The organism is Kitasatospora sp. NPDC033851 (assembly GCF_055576085.1).
The window spans coordinates 1-17,007 of record NZ_JBVIRL010000001.1; the positions used below are offsets into that span (position 1 = coordinate 1).

Annotated in this window: 19 protein-coding genes; 3 read left to right on the forward strand and 16 right to left on the reverse strand. The window is 74.1% G+C overall.

All coding sequences use genetic code 11. The annotated features are described in order from the left end of the window. Positions 1-153: 153 nt before the first annotated feature. A complete protein-coding gene (locus ACZ51D_RS00005) occupies positions 154-708 on the reverse strand; it encodes a cupin domain-containing protein (protein WP_465660572.1) in 555 nt (184 codons plus the stop codon). A gap of 142 nt (positions 709-850) precedes the next feature. On the opposite strand from ACZ51D_RS00005, the gene ACZ51D_RS00010 reads away from it, so the two are divergent. Both ACZ51D_RS00010 and ACZ51D_RS00015 read left to right on the forward strand, forming a co-directional pair. Beyond that, positions 851-1,480 (forward strand): TetR/AcrR family transcriptional regulator, encoded by a 630-nt coding sequence (locus ACZ51D_RS00010; RefSeq protein WP_465614971.1) that lies wholly within the window; start codon positions 851-853, stop codon positions 1,478-1,480. 147 nt (positions 1,481-1,627) lie between these two features. Next, positions 1,628-2,461 (forward strand): ribosome-inactivating family protein, encoded by an 834-nt coding sequence (locus ACZ51D_RS00015; RefSeq protein WP_465614970.1) that lies wholly within the window; start codon positions 1,628-1,630, stop codon positions 2,459-2,461. Positions 2,462-2,528: 67 nt separating this feature from the next. Here ACZ51D_RS00015 and ACZ51D_RS00020 read toward each other — a convergent pair whose 3' ends face one another. From ACZ51D_RS00020 to ACZ51D_RS00030, 3 genes are read right to left on the reverse strand one after another with little or no spacing between them, the layout of a single operon-like run. Beyond that, positions 2,529-3,392 (reverse strand): ABC transporter permease, encoded by an 864-nt coding sequence (locus ACZ51D_RS00020; RefSeq protein ID WP_360509381.1) that lies wholly within the window; start codon positions 3,390-3,392, stop codon positions 2,529-2,531. After that, positions 3,352-4,218, reverse strand: coding sequence for an ATP-binding cassette domain-containing protein (locus tag ACZ51D_RS00025; protein WP_465614969.1), 867 nt, complete (start codon positions 4,216-4,218; stop codon positions 3,352-3,354). The genes ACZ51D_RS00020 and ACZ51D_RS00025 overlap by 41 nt, the downstream gene beginning before the upstream one ends. After that, complete coding sequence (locus ACZ51D_RS00030) at positions 4,215-4,697, reverse strand: MarR family winged helix-turn-helix transcriptional regulator (RefSeq protein WP_465614968.1); 483 nt, start codon at positions 4,695-4,697, stop codon at positions 4,215-4,217. Before ACZ51D_RS00030 ends, ACZ51D_RS00025 begins: the two co-directional genes overlap by 4 nt. Positions 4,698-5,079: 382 nt before the next feature. On the opposite strand from ACZ51D_RS00030, the gene ACZ51D_RS00035 reads away from it, so the two are divergent. Then, positions 5,080-5,799: a hypothetical protein gene (locus ACZ51D_RS00035; protein ID WP_465614967.1), complete on the forward strand. Its 720-nt coding sequence runs from the start codon at positions 5,080-5,082 to the stop codon at positions 5,797-5,799. Between the two features lie 308 nt (positions 5,800-6,107). On the opposite strand, the gene ACZ51D_RS00040 is transcribed toward ACZ51D_RS00035, so the two are convergent. From ACZ51D_RS00040 to ACZ51D_RS00095, 12 genes are all read right to left on the reverse strand, one after another. Further along, the gene (locus tag ACZ51D_RS00040) at positions 6,108-6,518 is read right to left on the reverse strand and encodes a hypothetical protein (protein ID WP_465614966.1); all 411 of its coding nucleotides are present in this window, start codon (positions 6,516-6,518) and stop codon (positions 6,108-6,110) included. A gap of 254 nt (positions 6,519-6,772) precedes the next feature. Beyond that, positions 6,773-7,672, reverse strand: a complete 900-nt coding sequence (locus tag ACZ51D_RS00045) for an alpha/beta hydrolase (protein ID WP_465660574.1) — start codon at positions 7,670-7,672, stop codon at positions 6,773-6,775. Then, a complete protein-coding gene (locus ACZ51D_RS00050) occupies positions 7,669-8,376 on the reverse strand; it encodes a beta/alpha barrel domain-containing protein (protein ID WP_465660576.1) in 708 nt (235 codons plus the stop codon). Before ACZ51D_RS00050 ends, ACZ51D_RS00045 begins: the two co-directional genes overlap by 4 nt. Beyond that, the gene (locus ACZ51D_RS00055) at positions 8,373-9,161 is read right to left on the reverse strand and encodes a phosphoribosylanthranilate isomerase (RefSeq protein WP_465614963.1); all 789 of its coding nucleotides are present in this window, start codon (positions 9,159-9,161) and stop codon (positions 8,373-8,375) included. Before ACZ51D_RS00055 ends, ACZ51D_RS00050 begins: the two co-directional genes overlap by 4 nt. Next, the gene (locus ACZ51D_RS00060; RefSeq protein ID WP_360508458.1) at positions 9,158-10,303 is read right to left on the reverse strand and encodes an acyl-CoA dehydrogenase family protein; all 1,146 of its coding nucleotides are present in this window, start codon (positions 10,301-10,303) and stop codon (positions 9,158-9,160) included. The genes ACZ51D_RS00055 and ACZ51D_RS00060 overlap by 4 nt, the downstream gene beginning before the upstream one ends. A gap of 127 nt (positions 10,304-10,430) precedes the next feature. Then, a complete protein-coding gene (locus ACZ51D_RS00065) occupies positions 10,431-10,805 on the reverse strand; it encodes an ectoine synthase (RefSeq protein WP_360508461.1) in 375 nt (124 codons plus the stop codon). Beyond that, entirely contained in the window at positions 10,799-11,716 is a 918-nt protein-coding gene (trpA, locus tag ACZ51D_RS00070; RefSeq protein ID WP_465660578.1) for a tryptophan synthase subunit alpha, read from the reverse strand. The genes ACZ51D_RS00065 and trpA overlap by 7 nt, the downstream gene beginning before the upstream one ends. Before the next feature lie 70 nt (positions 11,717-11,786). Then, positions 11,787-12,866: a hypothetical protein gene (locus ACZ51D_RS00075; protein ID WP_465614961.1), complete on the reverse strand. Its 1,080-nt coding sequence runs from the start codon at positions 12,864-12,866 to the stop codon at positions 11,787-11,789. 3 nt (positions 12,867-12,869) lie between these two features. After that, positions 12,870-13,139: an acyl carrier protein gene (locus tag ACZ51D_RS00080; protein WP_360508470.1), complete on the reverse strand. Its 270-nt coding sequence runs from the start codon at positions 13,137-13,139 to the stop codon at positions 12,870-12,872. Between the two features lie 47 nt (positions 13,140-13,186). Continuing rightward, positions 13,187-14,908, reverse strand: a complete 1,722-nt coding sequence (locus tag ACZ51D_RS00085; RefSeq protein WP_465660580.1) for an AMP-binding protein — start codon at positions 14,906-14,908, stop codon at positions 13,187-13,189. Positions 14,909-14,913: 5 nt separating this feature from the next. Then, positions 14,914-15,744, reverse strand: a complete 831-nt coding sequence (locus tag ACZ51D_RS00090) for a MaoC/PaaZ C-terminal domain-containing protein (protein WP_465614959.1) — start codon at positions 15,742-15,744, stop codon at positions 14,914-14,916. After that, the gene (locus ACZ51D_RS00095; protein WP_360508479.1) at positions 15,741-16,976 is read right to left on the reverse strand and encodes a beta-ketoacyl-[acyl-carrier-protein] synthase family protein; all 1,236 of its coding nucleotides are present in this window, start codon (positions 16,974-16,976) and stop codon (positions 15,741-15,743) included. Before ACZ51D_RS00095 ends, ACZ51D_RS00090 begins: the two co-directional genes overlap by 4 nt. Between the last annotated feature and the right edge of the window lie 31 nt (positions 16,977-17,007).

Genomic DNA, 17,007 nt, shown 5'->3' on the forward strand with positions numbered 1-17,007 from the left:
GCCCCCCCCCCCCCCCGGGGCCGCCCCCCCCCCCCCCCCCCCCCCCCCCCCCCCCCCCCCCCCCCGCGCCCCCCCCCCGCGCCCCCCCCGCCCCCCCCCGCGCCCCTGTTTCGGCCTTTCGCCGGGGGTGCCGGGCCCGTTCGAGACGGGCTCCTAGTCTTCCCGGCCTTCCCGGCCCTCCCGGCCTTCCTGGCCTTCGTGGTCTTCCCGGCCTTCCCGGCCTTCCCGGTCGGGCATCGCCATGGTCGCGGGGACGTAGCGCATGCCGTACTGCGCGCCGATCCCCTTGACCTTGGCCAGGTCCATGCGGCCGTCGGGGGTGCGCAGGGCGGGGCCGGCGGCGAAGACGTCGGCGAGGTACTGGTCCCAGCCGCCGGGGGTGGAGACCTGCAGGCAGCGGGCGGGGGGCTGGGAGGCGTTGCGCATGGCGTGCGGGACGCCGTGCGGCAGCAGGGCGCACATGCCGGTCTCCAGGCGGTGGGTGCGGCCGTCGTAGTCGATCTCCATGGCGCCCTCGAGCACGTAGACGAACTCGTCCATCCGCTCGTGCACGTGGAGCGGGACGTCGATGTCCAGCTGGTTGACCAGGACGGCGGCCCGGCCCTCGGTGTCGGCGGTGGTGGCCTTGATGCCGAAGCCGGGCGGCAGCGGGACGCCGACCTGCCGGTTCTCGGTGGGCTGGAGGACGAAGAATCGTTCGCTGTTCATGGAGTTGACTCCCCCTCGGGTGTGGGCCGCGTGTGTGGCCGGGCGCGGCGCATCGCGGGCTGGGCGCATGGCGCACCCACCCCCTATACTGATCCGGAAGCGGATTCCGGTTCCGTTTCGATGCTAGGAAGGAGCGCGTACGGTGTCAACGCGATCGGCCGACGGGAGCGAAGCCGGCGGCGAAGGCGGGACCAACGGCGACGGCGGGACCAGCGGCGGCGGTGAGCGGCGCCCGCGCGCCGATGTGGCCCGCAACCGGGCCCGGCTGCTCGCCGCGGCACGCGCGCTGTTCACCGAACGCGGCGACCAGGTGCAACTACCGGACGTGGCACGGGCGGCCGGGGTCGGCATGGGGACCGTCTACCGCCACTTCCCCACCCGGGAGGCCCTCGTCGAGGCCGCGGCCGAGGACCGCTTCGCGGGGATCCTCGCCTTCGCCCGCGCCCTGGCCGACGACGGCGGCCACGACCCCGTCCTTGGCTACCTGCACCACGTCGGCGAGGTCCTGGAGAGCGACCGCGGCCTGTCCGCCGCCGTCGAGGCGCTGCGCGGCACCCCCGGCTCCGCGCCGCTGGGCCGTACCCGCGCCGAACTCGAGGAAGCCGTCGCGGTGTTGATCGATCGCGCCCGCCGCGGAGGCACGATCCGCGCCGACGCCACCGTCGCCGACGTCCACCTCCTGGTCGGCGCGATCTCGGCCACCGTGCGCACCGGCAGCGGCCCGTGGCGCCGCCTGCTCGACCTCACCGTGCAGGGCCTGCGCCCCCGGTAGGCGCCCGGCCTGCCGGGGCGGCCGCCCGGTACGCGCAGCGGCCACGGCCGGTGCGCGGAACGGAAAACCGGGCGCAGGCGTTCGCCGTAGCGTCCTGAACACCACCGCCGGAGGAGAACTGGCGGCCGTTCAGGAACTGGAAAGCAATTGCTGAAGAAAATCTGGTCCGCGCTGCTGTCGACGGCCATGGCCGCGGGCCTGGTCGCCGCGCTGGGCTCCCCGGCGCACGCCACCGACTACAAGGTGACCGACTGGAACGTCTCGAACATCACCAGCCGGGGTGCGCAGCACGCCCAGAACTACTGGAACGTCATCGACTTCATCCACCGCAACAGCTACGGGAATGACACCAGCGTCCCGCGGCTGCGGCAGACCACCACCGAGCGGCACCTGATCCAGGTCCGGGTGATGGACGGCAACGACCAGCTCGCCTCCGTCTACCTGTGGTCGGACAACCTGTACGTGGCCGGCTTCTACTCCCCGGTCGCCAACCAGCACTTCGTGTTCGCCGACGGCCGTACGCAGCAGTTCCAGGACGCGCTCGAAATCCGCAACGCGCGCATCATGCCGAACACCGGGAACTACACCGCGCTGCCCGGCGGCAACAACCGGGAGAACCTGGTCCTCGAACCCGAGACGATCTACAACGCCATGCAGACGCTCCACCGGGCGACGGAGTACAACGACAACGTCGGGCGGGCCCTGCTGATCGCGATCCAGCTCTTCTCCGAGGCCTCGCGGTTCGCCCCGATCTTCGACAACATCCGCACCAACATCCGGGACTGGACCCACCACCCGCTGGGCGGCGCCAACGCCGACCTGGAGAACCAGTGGGGCCGGATCTCGGACTTCGCGAACGCGGTGGGGGTGCGGGGCGAGAGTCGGCAGATCACGGTCCTGGGCCACATCGTGTGGACGCTGACCGAGCTGGTGGCCGCCCTCGGCTTCGTCGAACTCAACGGCGGCCAGTCCAGGCTCTGACGGGCCGCGGGGGGCCGGGTGCGGGGAGTCGGGTGGTCCGGCTTCCCGCGCCCGGCACCCTCCGTACCTAGCGGGCCAGGCGGCCCAGCAGCGCGGAGGCGGCGGCGATGCCCGCCAGGGTGGCGGCGGTGAGGACGGCGAAGTCCAGCGGCAGGTGGGAGGGGGTGCCGATGAGCAGGCCGCGCAGGGCGTCGACCTGGTAGCTGAGCGGGTTGGCCTTGCTGACGGCCTGCAGCCAGCCCGGCATCAGGGCCACCGGGTAGAGGGCGTTGGAAGCGAAGAACAGCGGCATGGTGATGGCCTGGCCGATGCCCATCAGCCGGTCGCGGGTGAGCACGATCCCGGCGATCGCCATCGACAGGCAGGAGAAGAACGCAGAGCCGAGCAGCACCGCCGCCACCACCCCCAGCAGGCGCAGCGGGTTCCAGGTCATGGCGACGCCGAGGGCGGCGGCGATCAGCACGACGACGACGGCCTGCAGGACGGCCTTGACGCCGGCGGCGAAGGCCTTGCCGGTCACCAGGGCGGCGCGCGGGGTGGGGGTGACCAGCAGTTTGGTGAGGACGCCGGAGTCCCGCTCCCAGATGATCATGATGCCGTAGAAGATCGCGATGAACATCGCGGACTGGGCGATGATGCCGGGGGCGAGGTAGTCCAGGTAGGGGATGCCGCCGGTGGGGATGGCCTTGAGGCGGGTGAAGGTCTGGCCGAAGACCAGCAGCCACAGGGCGGGTTGGATCGCCCGGGTGTACAGCTCGGTGCGGTCGTGGCGCAGTTTCTGCAGTTCGACCGCGCACATCGCGGTGATGCGGGCGGGTACCAGGCGCCAGCCGGTGCGGGCGCGCGGGGGTACCAGCAGCAGGGAGAGGTCGGGGCCGGCGGCGGGGGGTTCAGCCGACGCGGCCTGCGGTGCGGCGGGTACGGCGGACATCGCCGAAGTCTCCTTCCGTGGCGTCGGCCAGGTCGCGGCCGGCGAAGTGGCGGAACACGTCGTCGAGGGTGGGGGCGTCGTGGCCCGGCGTGTGCGGGCCGGGGTCCTCGCGGCGGACCCGGTCCTTGAGTTCGGCGGGGGTGCCCAGTGCCCGGATGCGGCCGCGGTCCATGAGGGCGATGCGGTCGCAATGGCGGTCGGCCTCGTCCATGTAGTGGGTGGTGACCAGGACGGTCATGCCGGTGGCCTTGCGGACGGCGTCCACGCGTTCCCACACGCCGGTGCGGGCGATCGGGTCCAGGCCGATGGTGGGTTCGTCCATCACCAGCAGGCGCGGGGCGCTGACCAGGGCCTGGGCGAGTTCGAGGCGGCGCACCATGCCGCCGGAGTAGGTGGCGGCCATCCGGTCGGCGGCCTCGGTGAGGTCGACGGCCGCCAGTGCCTGGGCGACGCGTTCGGCGCGTTCGGCGCGCGGGACGTCGAAGACGCGGGCGAACAGGGCGACGTTCTCCCGCCCGGTCAGCCCGGACTCGGCGGACAGCTGCTGGGGAACGTAGCCGAGCAGGCGCCGTACCTCCATGGGGCGGCGGGTGGCGTCGTGGCCGAAGACGCGCACCATGCCGGCGCCGACGGGCAGCAGGGTGGTGATCGCGCGGATGGTGGTGGTCTTGCCCGCGCCGTTGGGTCCGAGCAGGCCGAACACTTCGCCGGTGCGGACGGTGAGGTCGATGCCGTCCACGGCCCGGGTCTCGTGGCCCTTGCCGTGCCCGTGCCGGAAGACGTACTCCAGTCCCCGGCACACCACCGCCTGCGCCTGCTCGCTCATCGCCCCTGCTCCCCCGGCAGGTCGCGCAGGGCCTGCGCGACCTGCCGCAGCGCGGGCAGCGCCTCGGCCAGGGCCTGCTGCCGGTCGGCGGGCAGGCCGGCCACGGCCTCCTCCATCAGCGCGCGCCGGCGCCGGCGCCAGGCCTCGATCCGCTCCACGGCCGCGTCCGTGACGTACAGCAGCGCGGCCCGGCGGTCGGCGGGGTCCACCTCCCGGCGCAGCAGGCCCTGCGCGGCGAGCTGGTTGACCAGGGTGGACACGGAGTTCCCGGCCAGGCACAGCTCCTCGGCGGCGTCCGAGACCCGCAGTCCGGGGCTGTCCGTCACCAGGTGCAGCAGTTCCACCTGCGCCCCGCGCAGCCGCGGCTGTTCCATCGTGGCGCGCAGGCGCCGGCGGACCATGCGCTGGATCCCGACGAGGAGGGCGGACAGCTCGTCGGCCGGCGCGACATCGAGCGGTGCGAGCTGCGTCGCGGTCATACCCTCATTTTAGCTCTCAGTGAGAGCTATCCGTCGAGGGCGCACGGGGGGACCCGGGCGCGCGCGGCCCGCGAGCGCTTCGAGGACGCGGGCGGCCTGCGGGTGCCATGACGTCGGGGATGCCGCGGACGGGGACGAAGCGGGCGCCGAGCGGGCTGCTCGTCTTCTGCGGGGGGACGGTCCGGCGGGTTTCGCGCCGCCCCCGCCGCCCGGGGCGGCGGGGCCTTCGGCGGCCGGGGCGGAAGTGCCGCCCGCCGCACTCTGGCGCCGCCGGAGGATCTCTGACAACATCTCAGCCGACGTGAACGAAACGTGTGCCAATCGTTCACGTTGCCCGCACAAAACCGGTCGTAGAGCGTTGTCGAGAGATACGAGGCCTGCCATGAAGACCTTACGGACCCACACCTCGCACCTGGTGACGGTCGTGCTGCTGCTCCTGGGCATGATGACCGCCGCGAGCGCGCAGGCGCAGGCAGCCCCGCAGCGGCTCGCCGGCAGCACGACCATCTGCTCCTTCTCCCCCGTCCCGGCCGGGTGGGTCGTCACCAGTTCGTACAGCAGCTGGGGCTGTCCCGGCTCCGGCGTCTCGTACACGATCACCGACACGGCCGGGCAGACCAACCTCGCCATCTGCTCCTTCTCCCCCAAGCCGGCCGGGTGGGTGGTGACCAGCTCGTACAGCACCGGCAACTGCGCGGGCAGCGGCATCGCCTACGGCTTCCACAACGTGGCCAACGACACCAACGTCGGCGTGTGCTCCATGTCGCCGATCCCGACCGGGTGGGTGATCAGCAGCTCGTACAGCAGCGGCAACTGCGCCGGCACCGGCGTCGCCTACACCCTCCACAACACGGCCAACGACACCAGCGCCGGCGCGTGCTCCATGACCCCGGTCCCGGCCGGGTGGGTCGTCACCAGCTCGTACAGCAGCGGCAACTGCGCCGGCACCGGCGTCGCCTACACCCTCTTCAAGATCACCACACAGACCTCCGCCGTCGTGTGCTCCTTCTCCCCGCTCCCCGCCGGGTGGGTCGTCAGCAGCTACTACCCCAGCAGCAACTGCTACGGCAGCGGCGTCGCCTACTCCATCCGGAAGGCCTGACCGCCGGCCGCACGGACGGACGGACGGACGGCACTGTCACCGCGGAGCGCCGGCCGGACCCCCACGAAGCCCCGCCGCCCCGCCACCCGGGGCGTCGGGGCCCTCGGCGCCCTGGGCGTCCTGGGCGGACGCTGCCCGCGCGCGCCGCGCAGCCGCGGCTCGTCCATGGTCTGGCGCAGAGCGATCGGTCCACGGATCGGAGGTGACGGCTCCTTCTGACGGTGCGGGTGGGCGGGGGTGCCCGCTGCCCCGCCGGGGCGGGGCCGGGCGGGCGGGCGCCGGTCGGGGGCCTCCCGGCCGAAGGGGCCTCAGTTCTTGACGTACCAGGGGGTGATGAAGCCCTTCTTGGTGCGGTCGCGGGACCACGTCGTCACGCCGTCGGAACCCAGGGCGTTGATGGTGAAGTCGAGGTCGTCGAGCTTCTTGCTGAACGTCACCTTGCCGGTGAAGTAGCCGCCCAGCGAGTTCCAGTCGCTGTGGGTGGTGCGGAACCAGACGGCGTGGTCGAGGCCGATCACGAAGTCCACCCACTCGCCGGTGCGCAGCAGCCAGGGGCTCTCGCCGTCGCCGTAGGCGCCGCCGCAGTAGAAGCTGCCGTTGTCGAAGCCGAGTTTGCTGGTGCAGACCTGGGGGAGGTCGCCGGCCTGCGCGGGGGTGGCGGCCAGTGCGGTGGTGGCGAGCAGGGCGAGGGTGGCGAGCGCGGTTGCGGTCTTGTTCACGGAGGCCTCCGGCGGGGTGGGACGGGCAGGGCAGGGCCAGGGCAGGGGACGGCCGTGGCGTAAGGCCGGCGGTCGTCCGCACGGGCCTTGGGTGCCCATCCTTGCGCAGGGCTGATGCTTGATCAACTTCTGGTGCCGCAGGCGGTCCGTGTGCGGACCGGCCGTGTCCGGGAAGGCGTTTTTCTTGTCCTGTGCGGGAGTTGGCGGGCGTTGGGGTGAACCTTGTGGCCGCGCCGGCCGTTCCCGGCGGCCGGTCAGACGGCGGCGAGGGCGGGGGCCGGGGCGGGGCGGGTGCGGCAGTCGTCGGTGAAGGCGAGGGCGCGCAGGTGGTAGGGGCGGGCGGCGTGGCCGAGGGAGAGGTTGTGGCCGGCGCCGTGGGCGGTGACCAGGCGGGCCAGGCCGTGGGGGAAGGCGGCGGTCAGTGCGGTGCGGGCGGCCGGATCCAGGCGCCACCAGTGCTCGTGTTCGGCCAGGGTCAGGCGCACCGGGACCCGGACGCGGGCGGCGAGGGCGCTGTAGCGGGCGGGCCAGTCGGCGAGTTCGTGGGATTCGAGGGCGGGGACGGGGGTGAGCAGGGTGCGGGCGGCGTGGAAGGTGCCGGGCGGGTAGAGGCCCAGGGGGCCCCAGTTGAGGCGGCCGCCGCCGGCGAGGTCGTCGGGGCGCTCCCACGCGCCGGGGGTGTAGTGCTGGGCGAGGCCGTTGAGGTCGGCGCCGAGCAGGGGCAGGCGGGGGTGGTGGGGCCAGTGGGCGGCGAGGGTCAGGGCGATCTTGCCGCCGAAGGAGTGGGCGAGGAGTTGGACGCCGGCGCCGGTGGGGTGGGCGCGGGCGTAGTCGGTGAGGGCGGCGTGGAGGGTGGCGGCCTGGTCGGCGATGAGCTGGCCGTGCGGGAGGCGGTGGGCGGAGGCGCCGTGGCCGGGGCGGTCGAGGGCCAGGACGGTGTAGCCGAGGTCGGCGGCGAGGGTGAGCAGGCTGGTGTCGGGGTGGGCGGGGCCGGCGAAGTAAGCGGCGCGCATGCCGCGGCCGTGGATGGCGAGGATGACGGCTTTGGGTTCGCCGTGTTCGGGTTCGGCGACCAGGGCGGACAGGGGGATGCCGTCGGCGTCCAGGACGAGGGAGCGGGTGCGGGTGCGGGTGCGCGGCGGGTGGGTGCTCATGCGGCGGCCCCGGCGCGGGCGGCGTCGAGGGTGGTGAGCCAGGTGTCGATGTCGTCGGTGCGCAGCAGGGCGGTGCCGACCAGGAGTGCGGCGTAGCCGGCGTCGAGGAGGCGGGCGGCGGTGTCGGGGTCGGTGATGGCGGAGGCGGAGACGGGGGCGCGGCAGCCGGCGGCGCGGACGGCGGGTAGCAGGCGCAGGCTGCGCTCGAGGTCGCCGGGGTCGCGTTCGCGGGTGCGGATGTCCTTGTTGTTGACGGCGATGACGCACTGGTCGGTGTGGGGCAGGTGGTCGAGTTCGTGGTCGTGGGTGATCTCGACGAAGGGGGTCAGGCCCAGGCCGAGGGCGCAGGTGACGAGGCGGCGTAGGGAGGTGGCGGGCAGCAGGGCTGCGGTGAGCAGGACGGCGGAGGCGCCCATGGCGTGGGCGGCTTCGAGTTGGGCGGGGCGGGTGAGGAAGTCTTTTTGCAGGACGGGCAGGGTGGTGGCGGCGGTGACCTCGCGCAGCAGGCGGGTGGTGCCGCCGAACCAGCGGCCGGTGACGACGGACAGGCAGGGGGCGCCGGCCTGTTCGTAGCGGGTGACGAGGTCGGTGACGGTGCGTGGGCCGAGGAGGTCGGTGCCGTGGGGGTCGCGGAGTTTGACTTCCATGATGAGGGGGCGCTCGGCGGTGAGGAGGGCGTCGAGGAAGCCGGTGGGGTGGCTCATGCGGTGGCCTCCTGGAGGCGGGGGTGCCAGGCGCGGGTGAGGGCGGTGACGGCGTCGCGGGTGAGGCGGCCGGTGCGGTCGCGGGCGGCGGTGTCGATGTCGGCGCCGGCGTAGAGGGGGTGGTCGGTGACGGTGCGGTAGGTGTCGCGGTTGGTGGTGTCGAGGCCGCCGGCGAGGAGGAAGGGGGTGTTCAGGCGGGGTAGCAGGGCGTGGATGTGGTGGGGGTCCAGGCTCTGGCCGGTGGAGCCGATGCGGCCGTCGTCGGTGACGGTGTCGAGCAGGAACAGGTCGCATCCGGCGCGTTCGAAGGCGGGGGTGAAGGCCCGTTCGAGGCAGCGTCCTCTGGCGAGGTGGAGGACTTTGACGAGGACGGCGTAGGGCAGTCGTTCGCGCAGGTCGGCGACGAGGGCGGGGCTCTGGTAGGCGTGGAGCTGGATCCAGCGGATGCCGGTGGCGCGGGCGAGGCGGGCGAGGTGGTCGGCGTCGTCGAGGAAGGTGACGAGGACGGGTTCCAGGCCCAGGCGGATGGCGGTGGCGGCGAGGTCGGCGAGGTCGTCGGTGGTGAGGTCGGCGGGGCCGCCGGGGATGCCGTGCCACAGGCCGACCAGGGTGGGGCCGGTGTCGGCGAGCAGGGCGAGGTCGGCGCGGGTGCGGGCGCCGCACACCTTGAGGTGGCCGGGGCGCAGCGTGAGCCCGGGCGCCGGCGCGGCGGCGGCGGGCGGCACGGCCGGTGCGGCGGGGGCTGCGGGGGCTGCGGGGGCGGGTGGTGCGGCGGGGGCGGTCATTTGCCGAGTCCGAGCATGGCGGCGATGCGGTTGTACTGGATCTCGTTGCTGCCGGAGTAGATGGTGCCGGCGACGGCGTTGCGGACGTCCTTCTCCAGTCCGTACTCGGACATGTAGCCGTTGCCGCCGAAGACCTGGACGGCGGCGAGCGAGGTGGCGAGGTTGGATTCGCTGGTGAGGAGTTTGGCGATGGCCATGTCGACGGTGACGTTGTCGCCGGCTTCGAGGCGCTGGGCGGTGTCGTAGAGCCATTTGCGGGCGGTCTCGAGGCGGATCTTGGTGTCGACGATCTTGTTGGCGACGGACTGGTAGGAGCCGATGGGCTTGCCGAAGGACATGCGGGTCTTGGCGTAGTCGAGGCAGCGGGCGAGGCGGTGCTGCATCTCGCCGGTGTTGACGATGAAGGAGTAGAGGATCTCGCGTTTCATGACGTGGTCCAGGACCATGAAGCCGCCGCCGACCCGGCCCAGGACGCGGTCCTTGGGCACGCGTACGTCGTCGAGGAAGAGTTCGGACAGCGGGGAGGTACGCAGGCCCATCTTCTTGATGGGGTTGCCGCAGGTCAGGCCGGGGGTGTCGGCGTCGAGGAGGAAGGCGGTGACGCCGAGCGCCCCGCCCTGGGGGTGGGTGCGGGCGTAGACGACGATGACGTCGGCGACGGGGCCGTTGGAGACGAAGGTCTTGGCGCCGGTGAGGACGAAGTGGTCGCCGTCGCGCACGGCGCGGGTGCGCATCTGCATGGCGTCGGAGCCGCTGTCGGATTCGGTGATGGCGTGGGCGCCGATGGCTTCGCCGGAGGCGATGCGCGGCAGGTAGGCCTCTTTGAGGGCGGGTGAGCCGAAGGCCTGCAGGGGGACGCCGGTGGAGGCGAGGGAGGTGGTGACGGAGAAGTTGAGGCCGCCGTCGCGGCAGGCGTGGCCGAGGCCTTCGAGGACGTACATGGTGGTGAGCAGGGATTGGCCCAGGCCGCCGTAGCGTTCGTCGAAGGGCAGGGCGAGGATGCCGGTCTTCTGGATCAGGCGCCACTTGTCGTGGGAGAAGGCGGCCTGTTCGTCGCCTTCGATGTGGCCGGCGCTCAGGTCGTCGCCGAAGCGGGCCAGGCCCTCGCGCAGGGCCTTCTGGTCGGCGTTCCAGCGGATCACGGTGTTGCCGCCTTCCTCCCGGGCCCGTGACCGGGCCCGGGGTGGCAGGCCGGCGTCGGGCGCCGGCGCTCGTCTGAACAGAGGTCCTCGCGGACGGAAGGTCTCGCCTGGGGCCTGTGGGCGGGCCCTAGTAGGCGGAGGAGGAGTGGGCGTCGAGCTGGTGGACCTCGTCGCCGCGCAGGGCCGGGGAGAAGACGCAGACCAGGCGCAGGTCCTCGTGGGGGCTGGCGATCAGGTAGTGGGCGTCGTGCTCGTCGAGGGCGTAGAGGCGGCCGGGGGTGATGGGGTGGGTGTTGCCGTCCATGTCGACGACCTCGCCGGAGCCGGCGATGCAGTAGCAGGCCTCGAGGTGGTTGCGGTATTCGAGGCGGGACTTGGTGCCGGCGTTGACGATGGTGTCGGTGAGGCTGTAGCCGAGGCCGTCGCCGGCCACCAGGAAGCGGCGGGACAGGCCGTTGCCCCATTCGACGGTCTTCACGTCGGCGATGTCGCGGATCAGCATGCGGGGTGTTCCTCTCGGGTGGTGGTGCCGGCGGGTGTGAGGGCGGTACCGGTGGTGGTGCCAGTGGTGGCGCTAGTGGTGGTGCCGGTGGTGGTGCCGGTGGTGGTGCCGGTGCTGGTGGTGCGTCCGCCGGGTGCGTCCGGGTGTGGGGGACGGGTGGGGCGGAGGTCGGTGAGGAAGGCGCCCAACTCCCTCACGGCGTCGAGGCCGTGGGTGTGGGCGTGCTCCAGGCGGGCGACGGCGGCGGAGCCGACGATCGCCGCATCCGCGCCGCTGTCGGCGACGGCGGCCAGGTCGGCGGCGGTCTTGACGCCGAAGCCGACGGCGACGGCGGTGTCGGGGGCGGCGCGGCGCAGCGCGGTGACGGTGTCGGCGAGCGTGTGGTGGCCGGTGGCGGGGGTGGTGCCGGAGCGGCCGTAGTGGGCGACGAGGTAGACGTAGGCGCCGGTGGCGCCGTGGGCGGCGTCGGCGAGGACCTGGGGGGTGGAGGCGGGGTAGCAGGTGGTGACCTGGGGCAGGCCGGTTGCGCGCATCGCGTGCTGCCAGGCGGGGCGCACGCGTGGGGGCAGGGCGTGGACGAGCAGGGCGCGGGCTCCGGCCTGGGCGATGGCCGAGGTGGTGGTGGCGGGGTCGCGGTGGCGCAGGCTGTGGCTCCAGTCGGCGAGCAGGGCGACCTTGAGGCGGGTCAACCGCGGGGTGAGGTCGGCGAGTTCGGCCAGGACGGTGTCCAGGGTGGTGCCGGCCTGGAGGGCGCGGGCGGCGGAGCGGCGGATGACGGGGCCGTCGGTGGGCGAGTTGGGGAAGGGGACGGCGAGTTCGAGGACGTCCACGCCGTGGGTGTCGAGCATGAGGGCGAGGTCGGCCAGGGGGGCGGCGGGGTCGCCGGCGTTGAGGAAGACGGCCAGGCCCAACTCGCCCGGGGGGAAGAGGGGTTCTGGGGGGACGGGTCCTGGGGGGAGGGGTCCTGGGGGGAAGGGGGGTTCAGACACCGGCTGCCTCCTGGCGGCGGGCGCCGGAGGCGGCGCCGGGTGGGGTTCCGGGGCGGGTTCCGGGGCGGGCGCGCAGGCGTTCGGCCAGGGCGCGGGGGGCGCCGTCGGCGAGGGCGTCCAGGGCGGCGGTGTACGCGGTGGCCCAGTGGGTGTGGCGGCCGGAGGCGAGGGCGAGGGCGGCGGCGTTGAGGGCGATCGTGTGGGTCGCGGTGGGGCCGGCCTGGGCGGCGAGGGCGCGCAGGAAGTGGCCGGTGAGGTCGTCGGGGTGGGGTGCGAGGTCGGCGAGGGTGCCGGTGGCGGGGGCGACGGAGCCGGCGGGCAGGTGGATGGCGCCGTCGGGGGTGTGGAGGGTGTTGTCGGCGAAGGGCAGGAGTTCGTCGGCGCCGGCGTTGTTGTGGGCCAGCCACAGGGTGCGGCCGGTGACGTGGCCGGCGAGGTGGCGCAGCGTGTCGAGGGGGGCGGTGACGCCGGCACCGGTGAGCTGGGCGGTGACGGGGACGGTGGCGATGAGGGGGCCGAGGGTGTTGAGGGCGTGGCCGAAGGGTTTGAGGGTGAGGGGGTAGAGGGTGCGGGCGAGGCGGGTGAGGGCGGGCGGGTAGACGTGGGGGCCGGCGAAGGCGATGCCGTGGTGGGCGAGGTGGTCGGCGGTGGCGGTGTGGCTGGAGGTGAGGGTGATGCCGAGGCGTTCGAGGAGGTCGACGGAGCCGGTGGCGCTGGTGTAAGCGCGGGAGCCGGTTTTGACGACGGGGATGCCCATGGCGGCGGCGGTGAGGGCGGCGGCGGTGGAGAGGTTGAAGGTGGCGGGGCCGCCGCCGGTGCCGACGATGTTGACGCTGGCGGGGTGGGTGGGGCCGGGGTGGGGGGCGCGTTCGGTGAGGGAGGTGGTGAGGGCGGTGAGGGTGGCCGGGTCGGGCAGGCGGGTGGTGAGGCTGGCCAGCAGGGCCGCCGCCTGGGCCCGGTCGCTGTCGCGGGCCGGGCCCAGGGTGCGGTGTTCCAGCTGGTCCCACCACGAGCGCCAGGCGTCCAGGGGGACGGGGCGGCCGGCGAGGAGTGCGGTGAGGGCCGGGTGCATGGGTCAGCGGCCGGCCGTGGCGGTGGCCGCGGTGCGGCGCTGGGTGATGAAGGCGTCGATGGCGGTGACGGAGCGGAAGTTGTTGGGGTCCAGGTCGGTGTCGTCGACGGGCAGGGCGAAGTGGTCTTCGACCCAGGCGATGAGTTTGAGGACGCCGAGGCTGTCGATGACGCCGTCGGAGAGCAGGTCGTGGTCGTCGGCGAGCTGGTCGGGGGTGACGTCGGGCAGGAATTCCTCGATCAGGAACCGCTTGATCCGGTCGATGTTGCTCATGGTGGCAACTCCCTTGCGTGGTAACGGAAATGGGACAGGGGTGGTGGTCAGGTGGTGGGCAGGACGGCTTTGCGGTCGACCTTGCCGGTGGAGGTCTTGGCGAGGGGCTCGTCGTGGATGGCGAGTTTCTCGGGGACGGCGGCGCGTGGCAGGTTGCGGGCCAGGTGTTCGCGCAGGGTGAGGGTGTTGAGGGCGGAGCCGGGGGTGCGCTGGACGGCGGCGTGCAGGCGTTTGCCGGTCAGCGGGTCGGGGGCGGCGGCGACGGCGGCTTCCAGGACCTCGGGGTGGGTGAGCAGGACGCGTTCGACCTCGGCGGTGTTGACGGCGACGCCGCGGACCTTGACCTGGAAGTCGGCGCGGCCGGTGAGGTGGACGCGGCCCTGGTCGTCGCGGGTGACGAGGTCCCCGGTGCGGAACCACCGCCGTCCGGGGCCGGCGCCTTCGGGCTGGGTGGTGAAGCGGCCCGTGTCGCGGGAGCGGTCCAGGTAGCCGGCCGCCTGGAAGGGGGTGGAGACGTACAGTTCGCCGCTGCCCGCGCCGTTGACGGGGGTGCCGTCGGGGGCGGCGATGAGGGTGCGGACCCCGGGCAGCGGGGATCCGATGGGCACGGGCAGGGCGGCGGCGGCGTCCAGGCGGTCCAGGCGGTGCCAGAAGCTGTCGTTGGTCTCGGTGCAGCCGTAGATGTTGTAGAGGCCGGCGCCCGGGAGCAGGGCGGGCAGGACGGCGAGGGTGCGGGCGTCGATGGCGTCGCCGGTGAACACGGCGTGCTCGACGCTGTCCAGCACCGTGGCGCCCGCGCCCTGCCCGGCGCCCTGCCCGGCGCCCTGCCCGGGGGCGTGGCCGGCGGCCTGGCCGGCGGCCTGGACGAGCAGGGCGTAGGCCAGGGGGACGGCCTGCAGGACGTGCGGGCGGTGGCGGGTCAGCTGGGTGAGCAGGTGGCGGCCGCTGAGGGCGTGGGCGGGGTCGATGAGCAGGCAGGTGCCGCCGGCGGCGAGGGTGGCCCACACGTCGAGCAGGGCGAGGTCGAAGTTCAGCGGCGCGTAGTTGGCGACGGTACGGCCGGGGCCGAGGTCGAAGGTGTCGTGGGCCCAGGCGGTGAAGCGGTCGACGGCGCTCTGCGCGAGGGGGACGATCTTGGGCAGGTCGGTGGAGCCGGAGGTGGTGAGCATGAAGGAGGTGCCGGCCGCGAGGGTGGGCACGGGTGCGACCTGGGCCAGGACGGGCAGGGCGGGGGTGTCCTGGCCGAGGGGGGCGAGCAGGCGGCGGGCGCCGGCCTGGGCGAAGAGGGCGGCCAGCAGCGCGGGGGCGAGCTGCGGGGAGGGCAGCAGGAAGGGGCGGCGTTCCATCAGACAGGCCAGGACCAGGGCGATCGCCGCGGGCGACTTGACGGCGAGCAGGCCCACCGGCTCCCCCGGCGCCAGCCGCAGGGCGCTCAGGCGCCGGCGCTCGGCCTCGGCGAGGGCGGCGAGTTCGCCGTAGCTGGTGGCCTGGTCGTGCCAGAGCAGGGCGGGCGCGTGGGGGCGGGCCCGGGCGTGGGCGGTGAACGCGTCGGGCAGCGGCAGCGGCGCCGGGGCAGCCTGGGGGGTCCCGGCGGTGTGGGCGGTCCCGGCAGTGTGGGCGGTCCCGGCGGCGTGGGCGGTCCCAGGGTTGTGGGCGGTCCCGGCAGTGTGGGCGGTCCCGGCAGTGTGGGCGGTCCCGGCAGTGTGGGCGGTCCCGGCGGTGTGGGCGGTCCCGGCGGTGTGGGTGGTGCCGGGGTTGTGGGTGGTCATCGGGTTCACTCCCCCGCCGGGGCGATCCGCGCCCAGCCGGCCTTGACGGCGGTCCCCGCGTCGGTGGCGATCGTGAACCGCACCACCGTGGCGCCGTCGTAGGGCTGCAGGGTCAGGCGCAGTGCGGTACCGGGGCGGGTGGGGGCGGCGAAGCGGGCGCCGAGGGCGGTGACGCGGGCGGGGTCGGCGCCGGCGTGGCGATCGGTGATCTCCTCGGCGGCGAGTGCGACCAGGTGCATGCCGTGGGTGATGATTCCGGGGAAGCCGGCCGTGCGGGCGGCGGTGTCGTCGAGGTGGATCGGGTTGAAGTCGCCGGAGGCGGCCGCGTAGGCGGCGGTGTCGGCGGCCGTCAGGGTGCGGGTGAGGGTGAGCGGTGCGCCGTCGGGGGTGGTGCCGGGGTGGGCGGCGGGGGCGAGGGTGCCGTACGGCTCGGTGCGGGTGGCGCCGAGCAGGAGGGCGGAGGTGGCGAGGTCGGCGACCGGGGTGCCGGTGTCCGCCCGGGTGAGGCGGGTGGTCAGGGCCAGGCGGGTACCGCGGGCCTCGCGGCGCACCGCGCTCACCTCGACGGCGATGTCGAGGCCGCCGGGGGTGAGGGGGGTGTGGGTGTGGATGTCCTGGGCGAGGTGGACCACGCCGGTGAAGCCGGGGTCGCCGGCGGTCAGGGCGGTGACGGTGTGCTGGGCCAGGGCATGGGCGGCGACGAAGGGGTGCGCGGGGCACGCCCCGGCACGGTCCGCGGCGGTGAGGCCGGTGCGGGCCGCGGCGCGGTAGGCGTCCAGGTCCCGTGCGGTGACGGTCAGCCGGGTGCGCCGCAGGGGCGGGGAGGTCGTGGTCATAGCGGGGTCACCACCAGGGTCGCGTTGTGGCCGCCGAAGCCGAACGAGTTGGACAGCACCGGGCCCAGTCGGATGGGGCGCGCGGCGGTGTGGACGACGTCGAGGTCCAGGCCCTCTTCGGTCTTCTCGTGGTTGGCGGTGGGAGGAACGGTGCGGGTGTTCATGGCCTCGATGGCGGCGATCAACTCGACGGCGCCGGCGGCGCCGATCAGGTGGCCGATGGCGCCCTTGGTGGAGGTGACCGGCACGCCGTGGGGGCCGAACACGGTGCGCAGGGCGGCGGCTTCGGCGCGGTCGTTGTGCACGGTGGAGGTGCCGTGGGCGTTCACGTGGGCGATGTCGGCGGGGGTGAGGCCGGCGTCGGCCAGGGCGGCGCGCATCGCCGCCACGGCGCCGGCGCCGTCGGGGCGCGGGTTGGACAGGTGGTAGGCGTCCGAGGTGGAGCCGTAGCCGGCGAGCAGCGCGTGGGGGCGGGCGCCGCGGGCGTTCGCGTCGGCGAGGCGTTCCAGGACGAGGAAGCCGGCGCCTTCGCCCATCACGAAGCCGTCGCGTTCGGTGTCGAAGGGGCGGGAGGCGCGGGCGGGGTCGTCGTTGCGCAGGGAGTGCGCGCCGAGGTTGCCGAACGCGGCGAGGGTGACCGGGGTGAGGGTGGCCTCGCAGCCGCCGGCGAGGACGACGTCGGCGCGTCCGCTCTCCAGCAGCAGCGCGGCGTGGCCGATCGCGTCCGCGCTGGAGGCGCAGGTCGTGGCGATCGTCAGCGCCGGTCCGCTCCAGGAAAGGCGCATCGCGATCTGCGCGGCGGCCGCGTTGGGCATGGTGACCAGCGGCATCAGCGGGGAGACCCGCAGCGGCCCGTGCCCGGTGTACAGGGCGGATTCGCGGTCGCTGGTGGTGCGTCCGCCCACCGCGTTGCCGACCACGATCGCGCTGCGTCCCGGTTGCGGTTCGGGGCTTCCGGCGTCGCGGTGGGCGGCCAGCGCGGCCAGGGTGCCGTAGTGGGCGAACGGGTCGAGGCGGCGGGCGTCCTTGGCCGGCACCGGGCCGGCGGCGGGCAGGCCGGTGACGCGGCAGCCCAGGCGCACCTTGTGGCGGGCCAGGGCCGGGTCGTCCAGGGCGGTGGCGGTGGAGCGCCCGGAGGCGACGGTTCGCCAGAACTCCCGGACGGTGTGGCCGGCGGGGCTGACCACGCCGAGGCCGGTGACGGCGATCGGCGGGCGGGCGGGCGGGGCCATGGCTTCCTCTCCTGTCCAGGCCGGGTGGTGG